Source organism: Bacillus pseudomycoides DSM 12442 (assembly GCF_000161455.1).
In the GTDB taxonomy this organism is placed as follows: domain Bacteria; phylum Bacillota; class Bacilli; order Bacillales; family Bacillaceae_G; genus Bacillus_A; species Bacillus_A pseudomycoides.
The window spans coordinates 2672387-2690666 of the sequence record NZ_CM000745.1 but is presented as its reverse complement, the minus strand read 5'-3'; the positions used below and the strand labels follow the sequence as shown (position 1 = coordinate 2690666).

The 18280-nt window shown below is 31.8% G+C and carries 25 protein-coding genes and 4 pseudogenes; 1 reads left to right on the top strand and 28 read right to left on the bottom strand.

The window, feature by feature from the left end:
- Positions 1-19: 19 nt before the first annotated feature.
- From BPMYX0001_RS34945 to BPMYX0001_RS13500, 17 genes and pseudogenes are all read right to left on the bottom strand, one after another.
- Positions 20-169 (bottom strand): annotated as a pseudogene (locus BPMYX0001_RS34945) (DNA/RNA non-specific endonuclease); the annotation flags it as partial.
- Between the two features lie 96 nt (positions 170-265).
- The gene (locus BPMYX0001_RS13560) at positions 266-808 is read right to left on the bottom strand and encodes a T6SS immunity protein Tdi1 domain-containing protein (RefSeq protein ID WP_006095373.1); all 543 of its coding nucleotides are present in this window, start codon (positions 806-808) and stop codon (positions 266-268) included.
- A gap of 487 nt (positions 809-1295) precedes the next feature.
- Positions 1296-1427 (bottom strand): annotated as a pseudogene (locus tag BPMYX0001_RS30880) (PoNe immunity protein domain-containing protein); the annotation flags it as partial.
- A 174-nt stretch (positions 1428-1601) separates the two neighbouring features.
- The gene (locus BPMYX0001_RS13555) at positions 1602-2036 is read right to left on the bottom strand and encodes an SMI1/KNR4 family protein (RefSeq protein WP_006095372.1); all 435 of its coding nucleotides are present in this window, start codon (positions 2034-2036) and stop codon (positions 1602-1604) included.
- A gap of 43 nt (positions 2037-2079) precedes the next feature.
- Entirely contained in the window at positions 2080-2610 is a 531-nt protein-coding gene (locus BPMYX0001_RS13550; protein WP_006095371.1) for a suppressor of fused domain protein, read from the bottom strand.
- Between the two features lie 26 nt (positions 2611-2636).
- Positions 2637-3104, bottom strand: coding sequence for a DUF2004 domain-containing protein (locus BPMYX0001_RS13545; protein ID WP_006095370.1), 468 nt, complete (start codon positions 3102-3104; stop codon positions 2637-2639).
- Positions 3105-3299: 195 nt separating this feature from the next.
- Positions 3300-3953 carry an SMI1/KNR4 family protein gene (locus BPMYX0001_RS13540; RefSeq protein WP_006095369.1) on the bottom strand — a complete coding sequence of 218 codons (654 nt, stop codon included), beginning with the start codon at positions 3951-3953 and terminating at the stop codon, positions 3300-3302.
- 39 nt (positions 3954-3992) lie between these two features.
- Positions 3993-4160 (bottom strand): hypothetical protein, encoded by a 168-nt coding sequence (locus BPMYX0001_RS32670; protein ID WP_176134303.1) that lies wholly within the window; start codon positions 4158-4160, stop codon positions 3993-3995.
- Between the two features lie 225 nt (positions 4161-4385).
- Positions 4386-4994 carry a hypothetical protein gene (locus BPMYX0001_RS13535; protein WP_006095368.1) on the bottom strand — a complete coding sequence of 203 codons (609 nt, stop codon included), beginning with the start codon at positions 4992-4994 and terminating at the stop codon, positions 4386-4388.
- 13 nt (positions 4995-5007) lie between these two features.
- A pseudogene (locus BPMYX0001_RS34065) lies at positions 5008-5169 on the bottom strand (glycohydrolase toxin TNT-related protein); the annotation flags it as partial.
- A 15-nt stretch (positions 5170-5184) separates the two neighbouring features.
- Positions 5185-5661, bottom strand: a complete 477-nt coding sequence (locus BPMYX0001_RS32340) for a hypothetical protein (RefSeq protein WP_033798980.1) — start codon at positions 5659-5661, stop codon at positions 5185-5187.
- A gap of 639 nt (positions 5662-6300) precedes the next feature.
- Positions 6301-6561 carry a hypothetical protein gene (locus BPMYX0001_RS34060; protein ID WP_006095365.1) on the bottom strand — a complete coding sequence of 87 codons (261 nt, stop codon included), beginning with the start codon at positions 6559-6561 and terminating at the stop codon, positions 6301-6303.
- A gap of 138 nt (positions 6562-6699) precedes the next feature.
- Positions 6700-7140 carry a hypothetical protein gene (locus BPMYX0001_RS13520; protein WP_018766334.1) on the bottom strand — a complete coding sequence of 147 codons (441 nt, stop codon included), beginning with the start codon at positions 7138-7140 and terminating at the stop codon, positions 6700-6702.
- A 449-nt stretch (positions 7141-7589) separates the two neighbouring features.
- A complete protein-coding gene (locus tag BPMYX0001_RS13515) occupies positions 7590-8075 on the bottom strand; it encodes a hypothetical protein (protein ID WP_006095363.1) in 486 nt (161 codons plus the stop codon).
- A gap of 148 nt (positions 8076-8223) precedes the next feature.
- Complete coding sequence (locus BPMYX0001_RS13510) at positions 8224-8583, bottom strand: Imm3 family immunity protein (protein WP_006095362.1); 360 nt, start codon at positions 8581-8583, stop codon at positions 8224-8226.
- A gap of 267 nt (positions 8584-8850) precedes the next feature.
- Positions 8851-9183 carry a hypothetical protein gene (locus tag BPMYX0001_RS34055; RefSeq protein WP_240516998.1) on the bottom strand — a complete coding sequence of 111 codons (333 nt, stop codon included), beginning with the start codon at positions 9181-9183 and terminating at the stop codon, positions 8851-8853.
- Entirely contained in the window at positions 9180-10100 is a 921-nt protein-coding gene (locus tag BPMYX0001_RS13500; RefSeq protein WP_006095360.1) for a hypothetical protein, read from the bottom strand. Before BPMYX0001_RS13500 ends, BPMYX0001_RS34055 begins: the two co-directional genes overlap by 4 nt.
- 214 nt (positions 10101-10314) lie before the next feature.
- On the opposite strand from BPMYX0001_RS13500, the pseudogene BPMYX0001_RS30860 reads away from it, so the two are divergent.
- Positions 10315-10533, top strand: a pseudogene (locus BPMYX0001_RS30860) (integrase core domain-containing protein); the annotation flags it as partial.
- Positions 10534-10535: 2 nt separating this feature from the next.
- Here BPMYX0001_RS30860 and BPMYX0001_RS13495 read toward each other — a convergent pair.
- The 11 genes from BPMYX0001_RS13495 to cdiI all read right to left on the bottom strand — a co-directional run bounded on the left by BPMYX0001_RS13495 (position 10536) and on the right by cdiI (position 18256).
- Positions 10536-10928 carry a hypothetical protein gene (locus BPMYX0001_RS13495; protein WP_018766330.1) on the bottom strand — a complete coding sequence of 131 codons (393 nt, stop codon included), beginning with the start codon at positions 10926-10928 and terminating at the stop codon, positions 10536-10538.
- 940 nt (positions 10929-11868) lie between these two features.
- Positions 11869-12159 carry a hypothetical protein gene (locus BPMYX0001_RS13490; RefSeq protein WP_240516997.1) on the bottom strand — a complete coding sequence of 97 codons (291 nt, stop codon included), beginning with the start codon at positions 12157-12159 and terminating at the stop codon, positions 11869-11871.
- 530 nt (positions 12160-12689) lie between these two features.
- Positions 12690-13385 (bottom strand): Imm3 family immunity protein, encoded by a 696-nt coding sequence (locus tag BPMYX0001_RS13485; RefSeq protein ID WP_006095358.1) that lies wholly within the window; start codon positions 13383-13385, stop codon positions 12690-12692.
- A gap of 21 nt (positions 13386-13406) precedes the next feature.
- Positions 13407-14126, bottom strand: coding sequence for a deaminase domain-containing protein (locus BPMYX0001_RS13480; RefSeq protein WP_006095356.1), 720 nt, complete (start codon positions 14124-14126; stop codon positions 13407-13409).
- 176 nt (positions 14127-14302) lie between these two features.
- Entirely contained in the window at positions 14303-14743 is a 441-nt protein-coding gene (locus tag BPMYX0001_RS29485) for an SMI1/KNR4 family protein (RefSeq protein WP_240517002.1), read from the bottom strand.
- A gap of 146 nt (positions 14744-14889) precedes the next feature.
- A complete protein-coding gene (locus tag BPMYX0001_RS30855) occupies positions 14890-15114 on the bottom strand; it encodes an HNH endonuclease (RefSeq protein ID WP_006095354.1) in 225 nt (74 codons plus the stop codon).
- 329 nt (positions 15115-15443) lie between these two features.
- Entirely contained in the window at positions 15444-15944 is a 501-nt protein-coding gene (locus BPMYX0001_RS13465) for an SMI1/KNR4 family protein (protein WP_006095353.1), read from the bottom strand.
- On the bottom strand, positions 15944-16198 hold the full coding sequence (locus BPMYX0001_RS29910) for an HNH endonuclease (RefSeq protein WP_139358608.1): 255 nt from the start codon (positions 16196-16198) through the stop codon (positions 15944-15946). The genes BPMYX0001_RS13465 and BPMYX0001_RS29910 overlap by 1 nt, the downstream gene beginning before the upstream one ends.
- A gap of 391 nt (positions 16199-16589) precedes the next feature.
- The gene (imm48, locus tag BPMYX0001_RS13455; RefSeq protein ID WP_006095351.1) at positions 16590-16991 is read right to left on the bottom strand and encodes an Imm48 family immunity protein; all 402 of its coding nucleotides are present in this window, start codon (positions 16989-16991) and stop codon (positions 16590-16592) included.
- Positions 16992-17001: 10 nt separating this feature from the next.
- On the bottom strand, positions 17002-17493 hold the full coding sequence (locus BPMYX0001_RS13450; protein WP_006095350.1) for a hypothetical protein: 492 nt from the start codon (positions 17491-17493) through the stop codon (positions 17002-17004).
- A gap of 379 nt (positions 17494-17872) precedes the next feature.
- On the bottom strand, positions 17873-18256 hold the full coding sequence (gene cdiI / locus BPMYX0001_RS13445) for a ribonuclease toxin immunity protein CdiI (protein WP_006095348.1): 384 nt from the start codon (positions 18254-18256) through the stop codon (positions 17873-17875).
- Positions 18257-18280: the final 24 nt, after the last annotated feature.

Below are 18280 nucleotides of genomic sequence, written 5' to 3'. Positions count from 1 at the left end.
TATATAAGTCACTAATAAAACCATCATCAGTCTTCAATCTATTCGGCCGTCCTGCTGCAACTTGCATTCCTTTGTTCCGTTTTCCTTTTTTAAGTATTAAATTTCCCGCCTCAACTTCTACTATTCTACCAAGTTCATCTGTTGTATATTTATAACCCTCCTTCTTTAATTATAGGCATACAAATAGGCTCTCAAGTGCCCTATTTATATATTTTCTACATCTATACTTTCCATTTCATTATGAAAATAGCATTACACCTAACAGTTATTCAATCGGTCCCATAAATTGAGTAATTAAATAAATATGCTCGATCAATTTAACTTTTTGCAGATTCTCTACTTTTTCTGCGCCCCCTAATCCAAGAAGAGGAACATAGCCAAAACACTCATTATAAGCTGGAATTCCGTAATTCTGAATAGCTACTAAATAGGGATTCCATTCCATATATTCTTCTAAATATTCTTCTTCCTCAAGAAATCTTAAAAACAGGTTGAATTTAGAGGCAATAACTTTTGATTTTCCTTTACGATAATTTAATTGAATAATATATGATTTATCACCATACTTCTCAAATAAAAGGATATCCCCCATGCTTGTCGTAAACAACGGTATTGTATTTTGATTTCTAATATACGTTTCTTTAACAATTTCAAAGTACTCTTCTGGATTAATCAACCTAAGATAGCCATTTAAAACCTTTCCAAATCCATAGTTTTCCCAAATATTAATTAACGTTTCAGGAAGTACATTAGAATACTTTTCGACTAAACTTTCAGGAACTCTTTTTTCCAATTCAAAGTCCTTCATTATTTTTAAGTTAGTTATACAAAACTATTCCCCCTTTTCAATTGTTCCTCATCATGTTCGGTGATATTTATTGAATTTTTTCATCCAAAGTTTCTATTCGATGCCCTGATGGAGAACATAGTAAAGCGTTCATACTAATATCCTACATGCCCCACTATTAGCTGCGTATCTCCCAGTTACTTAATCTGGATTATGTATAGCTGTCTGCTAATATGTCTTACTTTCTATTGCGCTATCTTCATCAAGAAGTCGTTTACGATTTTTCAAATATTCATTTACCTTTAATATTTCCTTAAGCTTTAAACTGTCTTACAAATTCTTCAGAATCAAATTTAGTATTTTAGTTAAAATCCACTTGAATTTCTACTTCATCTCACCTCTTAGCCCTTTTAACTCCTTTACTAACTTCATAAACCGACTTAGTATGATGCTTAATTGAGCATAAAAAATCCACAGTTTAAAAGTTTTTCAATGTGGATTCTTACATTTATTTTTCTCGATAATGCACCATATCATAAGGATAATATGGAGTATCTCTCAAGGTTGAGTCATCTAAATTTAATATTTTTGCGATTGCTCCACTTTCAAAACTCCAGTAACCACTAAAAATCTGACTTCGAATGTTCACTATAGAAGTATTATGGGATTCTGTTATTTTTCCGCTAAAATCTCATCTGTTAATCCTTAACAATAGACTATAGCCATTTTCATTTGTTTATCCATTTCTAGTCTACCTAAAATCCATAGTTTAATAAAAGAATACACTTCTAGGATACAAATCAATTTTTTGATATTAATTCAAATAGGTTGGTAATTGATTTAACCAGTCTTCAAAATTATCCGCTTCTTTGGTTACACCATGTTCTTCATGAAAATAATAGTAAACTCCCGTTTGGTGGCACTCTTTTGAATGAAGACAAAAGTAGTCTCCATTACCTATACTGTAAAAAGGGATTAGTTCGTTTTTCCAAAAGCCTTCTTTCATTTCATAATCATAAGTAAATTCAATAGTAGCATTTCCGTTCGTTTTACCACTAGAAACATTTAAAATCTCTCCTGGAAAGACATATTCAGACATTAGTTCAATAAAGTATTTAAATTCTTTAGGAAATTGACATCCAAACTTTTTCTCAATTTTTACCCAATCATTAGCTGAAGGGGAATCTAAATCCCCTAGTTCTTTATCTAACATACTTTCTAATAAATTTGCAATTTCATCTTTTGTCACTAACTTTTCCTCCCTTATACTAGAAAAACGAGGGAGTTCTCTCTTATTTACAAGTATTCCCTCGATTAAAATCAAATGCCGCTTCAACACCATTTTTCATTAACTTTTGTAATAACGTATCAAGTCCATCTTTGCAATAACAATGGATTTCCTCTTTATATAATGGTAATAATGTATGGAAGTAGATTGGCCAGTCACCCTCTATTCTTTTAACATCCTCACGAAATTCCATTTTGAATGTACTTGAACATTGTGGCAGCGGCGGTACAATCATAACAACAGAAAATCCCGTCTCTTTATCATATGGATGAATTGACGCATTTGGATCCCACTTCATTTCACCTAATTGGACTCCATACGTCTGTTTTAAATATCCCTCTGATTGATTCGGAAATACAAGCCACTGTCCTAAGCCATATCCATTTCGCCGTACATTTTCCCCAAGCTGTCGTAAAAGGCGCAAGGGCCAACCGTATTTCGCACTATCCAAAGCAGATGTTGATACTTCCCAATCTTTTGGCAGATGCATGACAAGTTCTGCATAACCACTATCTACACTTGATGGAGTAGGCATACGGAAATAGCTATTTCGATTAAGATTTAAATGGCAACGTCTTGGTAACCCACTTCAGTTACTTTTTCATTTAATAGACGAATCCCTAGTCCATTTTCTGTGTCCCATGTACAATCAAAAGTTATCCCAATATCTCGCTCTTCATAAATATCTCCATATGGAACTACAATTCCAACTAAAGTTATCATCTCAAGTAATTGATCAGTTGTTTCGATGTGTGGATAATTTTCATTAAATTCAATATCATACCCTAGTTCTTGACGCTCTTGTTTGTAATAGTCTAATATCGCTTGTAAAAAACCTTGCTGTAATTGTTCCCAATTTTGCACTAATGAGTTATAAGCAGTATATTGTTCTTCATCAAACTTACCGTCTTCTTCACCTTTAACCATCAATGCTATTTCAGCTTCTTTCCCACAAAATTCAATGGTAATATACTTAACCCATCCATATGTATATTCAAGCTCACCAAAAACCACATCATTTATTATCATTTTCAAACTCTCCCTTTTTATTTATCAGAAAATCTCTTGGGCCAAGATTTACTTCTCTGATAGTACAAAAGTCATCCTCTTCATTAACATTATTTTTATTGTAAAACTAATCTACTCTGCTATAAAGTTGTTTAAATTAAAAACTTTGAAGGACTTTAAACCAATTAAAAAGTTGTTCTATCCTACTCTCTAATATTAATTGTTATTACCAATAGGTTCTATACTCAGTACCGTACCACTGGTTCCTAGTTTTTCAATTAGTTTTTTTGCCTTACCATATGGAAATCTCTCTACTAATATATAAGGAGGATTTTTTGAACCCTTTAGCAAATCTGCAGTGGAAATCTCAATCCCTAATACGTTCTTTATTCTTATTAAATCTGTCAAGCCTTCATTAGGAGTTTTTGCTAACACTATATTACAAATATCAGATGGCTTAATTATTGTTTTCTGTTCTATTTCATTTAAACAACCACTATTCACCCATTTGTTAAAATCAGAGGTAATTATAGTAGCATGGTTTGGATTCATATCCCCAGAATCAATAACTAATACCTCTTTCCCCTCTGCATCTTGAGACATTAAAAAAACATTACCTCCACCGTCATCACCAATCGAGATATACCCAATTGCATATTCATCTACTTCCCAAACCTCATTTCTTTCTACAATATGCTCCGTACCATAAATAACTAACCCACCACCGATTGAAAAACCATTTGTACATCTTAATAAACCCTTATATACATTGGGGAATTTAACTTTCATACGATCTTCTACTTCTTGGATTTCAATATCACTTGCTGCCGTTTTTTTTATCAAGTCTGGAACCTTGGATAGATTAATCATTTGACAAATCCTCCTAAACTATCAAGATATTTATATGCATCAATCATTGCCTTTCGTGCCGTTTTTTGATCCTGCTTTAATCATTTGCCTATAGATCTCATTAAATTCATAACGTATATCAGTATTCAAGCCTTCATTTTTTCTCCGTTTCCTCTGCATAGAAGAAATTATTGCACGTGATCGGCCAAAGCTTGAAGGGAGAAGTATTACAGAAGCTTTCTTTTCCTTATAATCAAAAAGCCTCCCTCTTTAGCCCATCCTTTTACCTATTCATTTTGCAATGGATAATGAGACTATATTCGATTATCAGAAGCAATATCTTTATTTCCTGGTGCACGATTATCCTCTGGACTGACTCTACCTATGAGTAAGCAACAACCTGCTTTAGATTGTTGCTTACTCAATAGTTTCAAAGATATATATTTGCATTCTTCAACCCAAAAGATATAATTCTTTTAGAGTTTCTATAAAATCAGAATCCGTTTTTACTTCAATCATATTAATAAGATCATAAAATCGGCTTAGTTTAAAAGAAAAATTGTATAGAACAACCGCGGCACTATTCAATTTCCTAAATCTATCTATATAAATCTTAGAGCCACTTTTCCCTAAAAATAAAACATTATATCTATCATTTGTGCTTTTTTCTAAAATTATTCTATCTGGCTTAAGTTCGAAAAAAGAATGATACTGTTCATCTGAAAAAGTTTTGAATATCTTTTGAATATTATTTATTGATGTTGCAATCTCGATTTCATTTTGAACATTTGTATCATATTTTCTTACTTCTAATTTATTTTTCGAAAAAATATATAAAGCCAATGCTGATTTATATTTATCTGAAAATGTATCTACTTTGTATTCTTTTCCTCTAACAACTTCAAAAAGCTCATAATGATTATTTGCTTCATTAAAAGTTAACTTAACAATAGTTTCAGGATGATCTTCCCCACCTAATGGTGCAACACAAATAATATCTTTTTCCCTTTTGATCACTTTAATTTCTGTTTCAATTAAATTATATATACCACTTAAGTCCATATTTCACACTCCTTTATGGCTTTATTTGTTTAATAACTTTAAGCTCTATTAATTCCTCTATAGAGTAAGGTCGACCATTAGATTTATATTTAATAATTTGCGTTCCTCCACTTGGCTGATTAAACCAAGGAACAATTTTCTCTGAAGTTACTTCAAAATCATCAATAACCTCATAAACATTATAAGGCGCTTATTCACTATGCGGAGCCAAAACCCTACTTGGGAACGAATCTCTTTCAGGAGCTAAAGAGAAACCTGCTGAATTACCATATCTACCTAGTCTCATTTCGGGATGTAATGTTTCCACTTTTTGAGTTCCCGAAACAAATCCATCATTAGGCGGCCAATGAATTTCTCCTGTTTTTTGGTCATAGTATTTTGGATTCTTATATAATCCTTCATTAGGTGGATAATCCCATTTCTTTATATTTTCAAGGATTTTCACATCATCTACATGTTTTCCAGCCTCACTAGCTCCCTTACCAACATTACCCGTACCCTTAACTCCACTAACTTCCTTACTAACCTCTGAACCACCATTCCCTAATCTCGTAGCAAGCGAAGCCTTAAGCCCCTGAATCTTACCATCCATAAACTTACTACTCTCTGCATGGCGTACATTAACCCACTCGGTAAGCTTCCCTGGGCCAGCTTGCTTCACTATCATTGTACCGTCTTTAGCTACTTCAACACTTTTGAGTGTAGATGTTACATAATCTACACCCTCGACTATTTTTTAGCCAATCTGATACATTTTGTCATTTCCGGATTTTCCTGTTTTTAATCCAACCAATGTGAAATAATCTAATTATTATTTTACCTATATGAATTTTTGATTGAAACCATTTTTATACTAAAGCAAAAGGGCTATCCCATAAGCAAGTGAAACCAACTTATGGAACAGCCCTTTTATTTTAAATACCTGTTAATCATGTGATTTTTTTAGTTCGTATTTTACTGATTGTGTTTTAAGCCCCTGCTACCTGCTAATTGGATCGTAAAATATAATACTGAGACCCAATTTATTTGGGACATTTATCTAGAAAATATGCACAAAATATTTGCGAACTCGATTCATTCATCGGTAGACATTGCTATAAGCTTAATTTTCTTTCTCTAAAACACTAGCTTTTATTCTGTGCTTTAATTATTTCCATACCCTTCATAAATTTCTTAATAGAATCCTCATTCTTCATTAATCCACTTAAGTATAACAATACATCAAATTCTTCAGGGTCTGCATCATAATATATCATTCCTGGATCGATAAAAGGCTCATAAACTATATTACATATATTTTGTCCCCCTATTTGTATATTAAAACATCTTTCCAATTTGGAAATATAACTATTTTTACAAATTGGAAAGATGTTTCAAATGATTGTCCATTGTAGAAAAAAAATAGTTTGTCATCTTGAACATAAATACCAACTACCTGTCCATCTTCACTTATCCCACCAATCCCTAGTACTGTTTTATACCTATCCCCAGTTTCTTTTATTGAATACGTATTATTATCAATTAATATGTATGATTCCAGTTTTGGATAATTATGCAATGTTATCATAATGATTATACTCCTTTCCAAATAGAAGACATTATTATTTCACTGCCATACATTGTTATTTTCTATTTTGATTATAAGTTAGGAATTCAGATAATTTATGACTTTGCAGCAAAATTATACTCCTGATGTTAAAATTTCTTATGAGTTTTTTAATCTATTCATTCCTTTAATAAAACTTAACATGGAATCTTTACTTAACATCAAATTACTTAGATATAGGAAATAATCGAATTCATCCTCATCATCGCCAAAAGTTAAAACGAATGGGCTTATATATGGTTTATATGTAATATCACACACAACCTTATCTGTTATTTTAACTTGAAAATTACGTTTTCCATTATCAGTTCTCTCATTTATACAGATAATCTCATCAGGAATTGCCTCATATTTCTTCTCATTATATATAAAAAAGAATTTATTTGAATCAACAGAAATACCTATCAATTGTCCATCTTCACTAAATCCTCCCACACCTTGCCTAACTAACTGTACTTTATTTTTTTCAACTATTGAATATCCACTAGGTTCTAATATAATATATGTGCCAGTCTTAGAGTAATTATTCAGTATTATCATAAGTTACACCTCCTAATGTACTAATCCTAATAGTGTATTTATTGCATCTTTTTGCATTGATTTTTCAATTATAATTTTCCATACTTGTTCATCTCATTCATAAATTCCTTTATCAATGTATGAATCTTTTATCTTATTAAACATACTCTCAGCTGTTGTTCCTATTGGATTACCGTATTTTTAATATTTCTTTCCTCTAAACCAGCTCTCTCCTCTGCAGTCATATTTCCCCTTGCTGTAATTTTTGCCGATTACACGCTTCTACAACTTGCACCATAAAAAAGCAGCAGAGATTTCTAGTATTTATCTCTGCTACTTTTTTCATTAACTTCCAAAACAAACTAATTTTCATTCCTCATAATCGTACAAATACTTTTCAGATAAGATTATCTAATGAGAGCCTCTTATTTCTTTCATAACTTTTTGAATTATCTTACTTATGTCTCAACTCACTCAAATTCATCTAAACTATTCAGAGTTTTATCACTTATGTCAGAAGGTTCAAATTCCTCCCAATTGTTTAATTGAAACGATACTCCATCTACATTTACAAAGCCACTTCTCTTATAGAAATAACCACCGCGTTCATAAAGTTTTATTACTGGCTCAAATAGATCTTTGTTCTCAATAGCGATTTGATTTCCCTCATCTATAAGTGCATTTAGTTCAAGGAAACTTGTAACTATTGCATTTTGATAACTATTCTTCACTTCATTAATTAATTCAATTCCTTCTATATTTACTTGCGGTGATGTGATTGAATTAGAAATACTTATAAAGGGGTAAACACATTTACCTGGATATGTCCGGAAAAATATCGCAATTCTTCTTAAATACTCTTTGCACAATTGGACATTCGATTTTCTTTCTATTTCCCCAATACGACTCCAATCAATTGCTGAAATCCGCTTAATTGCTCGGTTTAAATTCCCCAAATATTTTCACCCTTTACATTCATCGCCCATTATAATGTCATCTCGCCTAAGCCTATTTTTCTCATCCTATTGTTATGCACGATGTTTCACCCGTCATGAGCTTTCGATTTTTATATAATCAGCTAATGGACTCAATCTCTTATAAATATCACTGTTCTGCTGAGAGATTATAATCAACCTCTGCATTTTTTAATCCTTCTATTACTTTATTTATTCGTCTCGATAAATCATTTATTTCTTCTGATGTTAATTCACCTTCTGCTTCTTGTGGATTAAACAAACTTAAAGTCTTTGTTATACCTTCAACGTAACCAATGAAAACTTTATCATAAGTAATTAAAATCTCTCCTATAGCAACATCAACGATAATATCCTCTATTTTACCTAAGTTATTGAAATCGTCTACTATTCTTGCTATTGTGTGTCTATGCCCTCTATTTTGAGATAAAAATTCTTTATATACCCCTTGAATTGTTTCAAACAACTCGTTGTATGTCCAGTCTTCCATTAAAACTCTCTCCATTACCCATTAATTTGGTTTTAATCTTTCCCCATTATTATGTATTATCTCTAATTGTTATTACTTCCTACAATTTCTTTGCATGAGAAAAAGAGATAATGTTTCTTATTTGAAACACTACCTCTTTTCATTGTTATAACATATATTTACTTTTAGTTACAATTAACTATTTTATTATTTTATCAAACAACACTTTTATGTTGTTACTTTATTATATAATGCATTCAATATTATAAAACTATTTATGCGTATATTTTAATTCCATCCTTTAATACCTAATTTAGGGTTAATCATCTTATCTGCATCATGTTCTTCAATAAAAAAATAAATTAAATCTACAAAAAGTCTTAAGTCTTTCTTGTCTACAATATAATACCACTCTTGCATATGATCTCCACCTATACAATACTTAAGTCCTCTTTCAGAAACTTCATCATCAAATCCCCACATTCCCATTGGCATGATAATGTTATACCCATTATAATTCAACCAAATATTTACTTTATCTTCATTTACTTTTATCTTCAATTGACACTTATTACTGGTATACCATAAAAAATCTTTTTTATCTTCTATTTTCCAAATCATTTCAACTTTCCCCCATGATATATATCATATAATCCAACACAAGCATCCATACCTGGATTACTACTTACAGATGCATTAACAACTCCCTCCCATGAACCATATTTTTCAAAAAAAGACTCTGGTGTTGGACCGTCTGCATTATTATAAGTTTGTAAATTACTCTTTCTTACTAATTCATATCCCTCCATATCACCTTTCTCAATATAGCTATTTAACCTATTTGCATTGCGTTCATTAACCATCTTTCTTGCAATATCTTCTGTAGAATATCCCTGACTATAAAGATTATTCAACATTTTCTCATTAGCCTCGTGATATGCCTGTCTTGTCTGTTTTGCAATTTCAACTTGATCAAAATCGCTCCAATCTATTTTATTTGCATATTTACCTATACGAGTTGAATCAGGATTAGGTGAAAAACCATAAACTGCATCTGGATTTTCAAGTATATCTTTTACCGCCTTTGGATTATCCATAGGATTATTCTTATAGGTAAATTTAGCATCTCCCGTACCCTTAGCAGGCGAAGCCTCAATCCCCCGAATCTCATCATTAATTTTCTTACTACTCTCTGCATGGCGCGTATTAATCCACTCGGTAACCTTTCCTGGACCGCCTTGTTTCCCTGCTACTACACCGTCTCCAACTATTTCATGACCCTTGTTGAAGAAAGCAAGTGTATTCTCCATTCCTTGGGTCATTTTTCCGCCAAGCTGATACATTTTTTCATTTCCGTATTTTTCTGCTTTCAGGCCTGCTAGTCTCACGCGGTCAAGCGCAATATTTTTGTTGTCTCGCAATGATTGTACTATATTTGGATTAAAACTAGTTTCTCCAGTTCGCAGTTTCGCTAATAATCCAAGGTTAGTTGTTACTTTGATCCTTTTTACAACTTTGTTTCTACTATCGTCGTACACTGTACATAACCATTATAATCCATAAAAACAGCACCAAAGATGTAACACTTAGTGCATTTATAAAATTGTAATGAATCCTTTAAATTAAACTCTATGCTTAAACGCAAAAAAGCACTTGTTGTCTTTAGTAGACAATCAAGTGCTTTAAGTTCATGTATATCCGTATGGTCCTATGGACGCAATTTCATGAAGTTCTTACTTTTTACAATAGATTTCAAAGAGGAAGTGTCCGTATGATAACACTTGTATCAAGTCGTTTCATGCCATTTTAAAGAAAGGAGAAGTATATCGTACACAATACGTCACATTTGAACAGGCAAATCTGGCACTATTTCAATATATTGAAGGGTTTTATAACCGCAAGCGAATTCATAGTAGCATTGGTTATAAAACTCCTCAAGCAATAGAAGATCTAGCTAAAAAGGTAGCTTAGATTTAACTTTCTCGTGTCCAAAATATTGACTCAAATCCACTCCTTGCTTTTTCAAGTTCTTTTAAGATTTCTTCTTTTTCTAACTCCTTAAATCTAGAAATCTTCTCTTCTAAACCATACTCTATTAATTTAAAAAACTCTTTATATTTTAAACATGATATCTCTTCTGGATAACCAGGAAATCCCATACTTAATACAACTTCATCCATCTCACATCTTTCAGAATCACCGTCATCATAGGTACTGTAAGTAGCTATCATACAAACATCATCAAAAACAACATCTTCTTTTGTTAAAATTACATTTATACATTTTATTATTCTTGATTTATTAATAAAAATCCCTCTAATAAAATTCTTATTCCATTCATCACCCATAATCTTTTTCTCGCTCATAAACATTCTCCTAACTACATATCTTAATCAAAACTTGTTACTGGGTGGAAATTTGCAATTTCCCCGTCCCTAAAATATCCCATAAACTTCATTCCGTTTGATGCTTCACCACAAATTAAGTACCCATTTAAATATCCATATTCAGCGAATGATTTTCAAGTTTCTTCTCTAACAATCTTTCCACATTTTGCACCCGTTCTGCCAGCAAATCCTACGCCTTTTTCAAACTACCACCAAACAAATAATATTTTTTAGGAAGTAATTTATCAATCCTTCGGTACATATACTACAAAATTATCCAAATTCAAGAACAAGTGTAGCATAGACCCTTTTACAATCTTTAAATTATCATCACATCAATGACTACTAAAGAAAATAAAACCGAAACAATACAAGAGCACTGAAAAAAACATTCATACGGAAAAAGAACTATTCCCATCTTCAATTATATGTGTGTTGAATTGCCCTACTATTATTATCATTACACTTATTCCTCCCTTTATTGCTTTTAAGCATAAAAAAAGACTAACAAAGAAATCATCATCCAATGTTAGTTCATATTTTAGGTTGTATCTAGATCGCAGTTTGATTACATGTAAAAAAGTTCATTCCTTCTTATCGTTTAAGTTAGAATAAGCCTTTGAAAATTTATCAAGTAATTAGCAAATTGTTGAGCTTTTGGTTTTTTGGTTATATTTCACAATCTTATCACAAAGGCTGTAAACGTAAATTATAATCAGTTCAATTATTCTCAATATCAATATTGTCTAAATTTTCATCTGAAATATCAGCAGCTTGTAACTTTACATATCGTTCCCGCCAATTGTCTATAGGAAATGCTCCAAATCCATAGTCTAAATAGATACCCTTATCAATTCTAAGAGTGCCTCCCCTTTCAAAGTACTTTATTAATGGCTCATAAACGTCTTGAAAATCACCGTTAATGATCTTTCCATTCTAAGTAACGCAGACAAATTGTTTTACATAATAAATTTGGTTTACCTGGCTCAGTAAAAATACTTGTAATAACATCCTCGAAATCCAGATTAATATCCAACACTTTTGCGGGGCTAAAAAATGGTCCACATTCAAATGGATAAACTTCTAAAAACAACGAGCTCCTTCTCAAATACTCAGTGATTAAAAGTTCACTAGATTTCTTTTTCACTTCAGAGGTTCCCCATGTAACCTGAGAAATACGAGTTATTGCCTGTTTCATTACATCATTCATATCATTCACTCCATTTGAGATTATAAAATTGAGCGACACTTTCCTCATATTAACTCTGCCTTTTTTTCTGTCGCTGTATCAATCTTTAATTTTACCTTCACAGGGGGTCCCTCGTATCGTTTCGGGGCTTTCCCCGCCTCCTCTATAGGTACGTTCTGCCCACTCTTCAAATTCAAGTTCGAAAAAAACTATGCCGTTTTTTTCTCAAGCCACTGTCCTAACCAATATCCATTTCGCATAACATCTTCACCAAAGTTTTGTAAAAGACGTAATGGCCATCCGTACCTTGGATGTTCTAAAGTAAATGTAGATACTTCCCAATTCTATTGAAAGAATCCCCGATAATCCTGATGATTTTGAGATTATAGTAAAGGATAGCCCGCAATGTTTTTTCGAAAGCTGGCTATCCTTTTACTTAATTCATATAAGTTTCCCATTAAACTGCGTATGCTTCTTTTTTGGAACTTACACAGTTTAATTTACACTCTCATTGAATATTTTTTACAATTTTTAACTTAGTTTTGCATTTTTCATGCTCCGCAATCCAAAACCACTTGTATACGCTGTGCCAACTTTTCTTTCTCATCATCAGATAGCTGTTCACCTTGAATATTGTCTAATGTAAACTTCTTCAATTCGTTTATAAAACTCATGTCTTCTATTTGTGGCATCAAATTATATCGTAATAAATTTTCAGCTAAGGTTGTATACACTATAATTTTTTCACTTGCTGTATTTTTGCAGTCACGCTCAAAACACTTGAATACTTTAGCAACTACTTCATTTTCATCTGTATCATTAGAGTTGATTTCATCAAAAAATTTATTAACTTCGTCTGTTAATTCTTCATAGTACCAACATACTCTTGGATAATAGTCTGACGGCTTTGCTTCTAATTGTTTAAGTACCTGCCCCTTACGAAAGAGGAAATCATTGTACTGTTCCTGTGTAAGTTTATGCTCCTGTTCTATTAACATAAAGTTAATATTTGATATCGTTTCAATCATATAATTTTTGAATGTATTGGAAATTTTAGAATGCGAAACTAGAATTTCTGCAAATATTACACTGATAATTAATTTATCTGTCACGCTTTTTTTCATTAACATATCATACTCATTAAATGTTCGTGCAACTGCCTCCTTTCTGCTCATTTTTTCATCTTCTACATATTCACTATACGTCTCATATATATATTCTGAATACTCGTCACAGCTATAAGCCATTTATAAAACCTCCGAATTTTATTATTTTGAATTTTCAAGCGGAATAGGTGTATCACCATTATGAAGTACTTCAACTTTAATATTAGGATAGTCTTTTTGAAATTGCTGAATGATTTTATTGCAACTACCACATGTATCCTTTTCGGTGAACAATCTGATAGTTCTCGTCACATCTTTATTACCACCTAATCTATTTGCTACGTCATTTAGTATTTTATACTCTGTATCTGCATCTCTAAGGTAAATATCCCCTGCATTGTCAGGTGCTTCAGTTGCCTTGTATACCGGGTTCTCGGGTTTGAATGAAAACTCCTCTGTTCCTGGAATTCCTTTTGCTGAGTTATGAATGCCACTATGTGCATAGAAATCTGTCTTATCAACACCTGTAACATTTACTTCTGCATATGCAAAATTACCCCGTTCTTTATATTTATTAGATAATCCTCCTCTTGCTTCAGCCACCTTATCAATAATATGTTTATCAGCTTCTGGATCAATCAATTTGGTAGGGAATCTACCTCCACTATCACCCGTACCCTTAGCAAGCGAAGCTTCAATCCCCTGAATCTTACCATCCATAAACTTAGTACTCGCTGCATGGCGTGCATTAACCCACTCGGTAACCTTCCCTGGGCCACCTTGCTTCCCTATCAATGCACCGTCTTCAGCTGCTTCAACGCCTTTGAAGGAAGCTGTTACATAATCTACACCCTCGGCTATTTTTGGGCCAAGCTGATACATCTTATCATTTGCAGATTTTCTATCTTTAAGCTGATCAGTTTTACATAAACTAGCTATCAGCTTTCTTATATGAATCTTTTATTTAAAATCAAATCATTTTCTTCTAAAACAAAAAGGGCCACCTCATAAGCAAGCAAAACCGACTTATAGGGCAACCCCTTTATTTTAACTATCTATTAATCATGCAATTTGTTTAAAAACTCAGTGAAAGTACTTGCTACATAAAATACATTTTCTCTGGCAGCTTCTTCTGTCATACCTTCATCATCTATTAATTCCTCCTTTTCAGTAGCACCTTCATGCTCCCAAAATACTACATTAGGATTACTGTCATGATTTTTATAATCAAAGCATATTAAATTTCCTGCTGGGTCAAAAGCTATAGGGATGACCCTATTTGGTAAAGTTTTTTTATAATCAGCATAAACTGAAAGAATGAATTCATCATTCTCAATATCAAATGATAGAAGCGTTCCAAATACTCTTTCTTTTCTATTGACATCAAATAATTTTGGTTCAACGTTTCCACCATTATTCTTTTTAACACAGTCTATATAGTCTTTAGGGAAAGATACCCCAAGCTTATTAGAAACCTCTAAAACAACCTCTTCACTTATTGGTTTATCAGCAAATTGCTACTGTAATTGACCCATTAATTTTCATCCCTCCATAGCTTTTCGCCACCAAGATAACTTATCTTATGTTTTCTAGAAGGTAAGAGTTGTATTTTTCCGACTACTTGATGAAGGTGCCAAGTTAACCCTTAAATTCTTGAATTTCCTGCCTCTATTTGTGCTAGCTGTTTTGAAGTAAAAAGGTCTTTTGAAATTTCATTGTTTTCTATTGCTTCTCTTAACTCATGCGTACAAGTAGAAAATAATTTTTCATCTGACCCATTTAGTATATCTCCTTTTAGTTTTAGCATAAATTTTTGGTTTTCTCCAATAAATAGCGGATAACCAATCAAATCATATTTAATATCAGTCACAATTTTTCCTCCATAAACTCTTCTTTTAATTCTTTTCCTTTACTCAATACCCAGGAAATTATCCGAAATTTATAAAAAGTAAATTTTTCAACTTATTCCTATAATAAATAATCCTTTTTTATAGAATAATTTTATTTAAAATAAAATTGGGTCTACACCAAAATATGTTCTTGAATGGCATACTTTATTGATTATGAGGAATATTACTTTAACTTTATTACACGCAATAGGAATCAAAGGGTTACTAATTCACTAACAAACACCGCTTTTAATATATATCCATAAAATCAGGTAATAAATTTTTGTTATTCGAATATCTTAATGACATTTTATTCTTCTTTATAAAGCATATCTAAAAAGCTCGTAAAACTGTCAGCAATATAATAAATACTCTCTCTCATAACCTCATCTGCTTCTTGAACTGATAATCCTTCTTCGATAAGTGTCTCCCTATTCTCAGATTCTTCATGATCCCAAAAGACAACAATTGGGTTATCTTCATGATTCTTATAATCAAAACATATTTTATTTCCAGCAGGATCATCTGCAAAAGGAATTATTTGATTAGGTAAACTAGATTTCAAATTACTATATGTTTTATAAATGTTGGATGTAGCATTTTTATCAAAACTACATAGTGAACCGAATACTCGACCTTCTTCATTATTTTTCACATCAAAAGATGAAGGCTCGACAATAGCCCCCCCATATTTTTTCACACACTGAATGTAATCATTAGGATATACAATTTTTAAATTCTCGGCGAATTTTTTAATAACCTCTTCACTAACTTCTTTATCTGGATATAACCATTTTAAATCATCCCTCATTATCGTTTACCTCCCCATAATTTTTTACCACCTAAATGACGTGCTGATTCGTGCACATCTTGCACAACTAACTGTAATTTACCCGCCCCTTGATGATGATGCCATATTAAATCAGGGATTCTCGCTGCTTCTTGATCAATTAATCTCAATTGTTTGACTGTAAACAAATCTTTTGATATTTTCCCATCTTCTATTTCCTTTTTCAAAGCATTGGTGCAAGATTTAAATTGATCGGTATCCCTTGCAATTAACAAATCCTTTCTTTACTTATTTGTAAATTTACCATTATATCTAATATTTTTAGTAAAAATCACGAATACTTTGAATAGGATATCTAGCAGAGTGCATTGCCCTTAATTTATTGAAACGGTAACCTTGTAATGCTATATACCGATTTCTTTAAACCTTTATCCGCTTTGCCTCTCTATCTCTTTCCTTAATAATCTTTTTCACCAATAATAAAAAGTTTTCTATCCATCTATTCCCTTAACATTTTTTGATCCAATGCGTATATACGATGATCACTAATTTTAGTATAAGTTCCACTTTCCATATTAATCCAGACCAGCCTACAATCCCTTTTATTGGTGCTATGCACAAAGGGCATTAACTAAGATTAAATTTCCTCAGTCAATGCCCTTAATTTTAATGATTCTTTACTACTTCAATCACATTCTCAATATTATCTTTTAACTCATTATTTTTAGCTTCTTCATATTGATAATACCCTTGAATTCCTCTATGAATGATAGAATGCATAGTTGGATGAAATGATTTATCTGTACACTCAATTAAAAAATTACAGAATTCCGCACTAGCTGCTGGAGAATAAAAGAACATTTCTATCAATATATCAATTGTAGCTCCCTGTATTTGTATGGCGTTCTTTTTATTTTTTAAAGAATAACCATTTATCATACCAAAACAAAATGTTGCTATTATTTGCTTTTCTTGTTCGTTTAATATTTCTGGAACCAATTGTGAAGTATTTAAAAACTGCTGAATCATTTTTTTCACTTCACTGTAATATTCTACATCATTAGTCATTTTTGTCCCCCTAATATATAAATATATTTCCTTCTGGATACTTTCCATTCCATCCACAAGGAATATGTCCACTTAAATAGATTTCTAGCATTTCGTTATAAAATGCTGACTTATAATATTCTTCATAAGATAGTACCATTATTATACTTACTATATCGAATTTAATAGCATTTAATATATCTTTTGGTAACCCCAATATCGTTATTTGTTTTTCAATATTGTCAGTAATTTTTGGTAATACCTCTGCTTTGATTTTTTTAACTAAGGTGTTCCAATTTTTATTATATATTTCTGGTTCATTCTTTGCTAAATAACCCGTTAAATTATTACTTTCTTCAAGACAAATATTTTCCCATTCTATCCCATTCACACTCTTAACCATTTTCTTTTTATTTGATAAATAGGTATACTCAATTCCTTGAGGCAAATTACTCTCTGTTCCACAATGTTTTAACCAATTACTAGACAATACCGCTTCCACTACAGAAGTATTTAATTCCATGTAAATGCTCCTTTATTTAAGTTTTGGTAAATTAATTCTACCAGGAATCCTTGGAACAAAATCGTCTCCAGCTAATTTATAAAACAATTGTTGTTCTGTTGCTCGTTGAACGGCCTTCTGAGCTTGTGTATCACTCAAACCAGCTGACTTTAAAGTTATATATTAGACCTTACTTTTGCTATACCTACTTTTTCCTTTTCCTCCTTGCCTTTTTTGCATGCAAAAAAGACCCATTCCAACTCATCACTCAAGTTGGAATAAGCCTTTTAAATTTATTAAGCGTGTTTGACAAATTTTTTAGCGTTTGATTTGTTGATTGTATCGTACAATCCTACTTCTAAAAAGTAAACCCACGAATTGATTTTCATGTACATAGTGTTTATCCAATATTAAATTTATGTCTAATTTCTTTCAAGCAAGCTTCAACTTCCTCTGCATTATGTTTATTCCGAGATACATAATTTTCACTGACCTCTTTTAAATAATTATAAAATGTTTCATAGTCTACAATTGCATAGACTTCCACACTTGTTACTGGCGGAATCGTAGTAAAGTTGACTCCAGTATCTCCAAAATACTCCTCATCATGTAGTTGACATTCGGTAGCAAAGTAGCAACTTGTAAATCCAATTCCAAATCCTTTAGCAAGTTTAAAATGATGTAATGCTTCTAAGAAATATCCGTCTCCAATGGTATTAAAATAAGCTTCCATATTCTGAACTTTTTCCTCAAAATTTTCTACGTAATAAATTTCATCATCCATTATCAACATTCTCCTTAGACTATT

What these genes read in the sequence shown, in the direction of transcription:
- BPMYX0001_RS34060 (WP_006095365.1), bottom strand. Translation starts at nt 6,561, where the DNA reads ATGATAACATTGCATAATTATCCAAAACTGGAATCATACATATTAATT.
- BPMYX0001_RS13485 (WP_006095358.1), bottom strand. Translation starts at nt 13,385, where the DNA reads ATGGCTTATAGCTGTGACGAGTATTCAGAATATATATATGAGACGTAT.
- BPMYX0001_RS13520 (WP_018766334.1), bottom strand. Translation starts at nt 7,140, where the DNA reads ATGATAATACTGAATAATTACTCTAAGACTGGCACATATATTATATTA.
- BPMYX0001_RS13480 (WP_006095356.1), bottom strand. Translation starts at nt 14,126, where the DNA reads ATGTATCAGCTTGGCCCAAAAATAGCCGAGGGTGTAGATTATGTAACA.
- BPMYX0001_RS32340 (WP_033798980.1), bottom strand. Translation starts at nt 5,661, where the DNA reads ATGATAGTGAAGCAAGCTGGCCCAGGGAAGCTTACCGAGTGGGTTAAT.
- BPMYX0001_RS13465 (WP_006095353.1), bottom strand. Translation starts at nt 15,944, where the DNA reads ATGAGGGATGATTTAAAATGGTTATATCCAGATAAAGAAGTTAGTGAA.
- BPMYX0001_RS13540 (WP_006095369.1), bottom strand. Translation starts at nt 3,953, where the DNA reads ATGATTAATCTATCCAAGGTTCCAGACTTGATAAAAAAAACGGCAGCA.
- BPMYX0001_RS13535 (WP_006095368.1), bottom strand. Translation starts at nt 4,994, where the DNA reads ATGGACTTAAGTGGTATATATAATTTAATTGAAACAGAAATTAAAGTG.
- BPMYX0001_RS13495 (WP_018766330.1), bottom strand. Translation starts at nt 10,928, where the DNA reads ATGAGCGAGAAAAAGATTATGGGTGATGAATGGAATAAGAATTTTATT.
- imm48 (WP_006095351.1), bottom strand. Translation starts at nt 16,991, where the DNA reads ATGACTAATGATGTAGAATATTACAGTGAAGTGAAAAAAATGATTCAG.
- BPMYX0001_RS34055 (WP_240516998.1), bottom strand. Translation starts at nt 9,183, where the DNA reads ATGATTTGGAAAATAGAAGATAAAAAAGATTTTTTATGGTATACCAGT.
- BPMYX0001_RS13550 (WP_006095371.1), bottom strand. Translation starts at nt 2,610, where the DNA reads ATGCCTACTCCATCAAGTGTAGATAGTGGTTATGCAGAACTTGTCATG.
- BPMYX0001_RS13490 (WP_240516997.1), bottom strand. Translation starts at nt 12,159, where the DNA reads ATGAATGATGTAATGAAACAGGCAATAACTCGTATTTCTCAGGTTACA.
- BPMYX0001_RS13560 (WP_006095373.1), bottom strand. Translation starts at nt 808, where the DNA reads ATGAAGGACTTTGAATTGGAAAAAAGAGTTCCTGAAAGTTTAGTCGAA.
- cdiI (WP_006095348.1), bottom strand. Translation starts at nt 18,256, where the DNA reads ATGGATGATGAAATTTATTACGTAGAAAATTTTGAGGAAAAAGTTCAG.
- BPMYX0001_RS13545 (WP_006095370.1), bottom strand. Translation starts at nt 3,104, where the DNA reads ATGATAATAAATGATGTGGTTTTTGGTGAGCTTGAATATACATATGGA.
- BPMYX0001_RS13510 (WP_006095362.1), bottom strand. Translation starts at nt 8,583, where the DNA reads ATGGAAGACTGGACATACAACGAGTTGTTTGAAACAATTCAAGGGGTA.
- BPMYX0001_RS13450 (WP_006095350.1), bottom strand. Translation starts at nt 17,493, where the DNA reads ATGGAATTAAATACTTCTGTAGTGGAAGCGGTATTGTCTAGTAATTGG.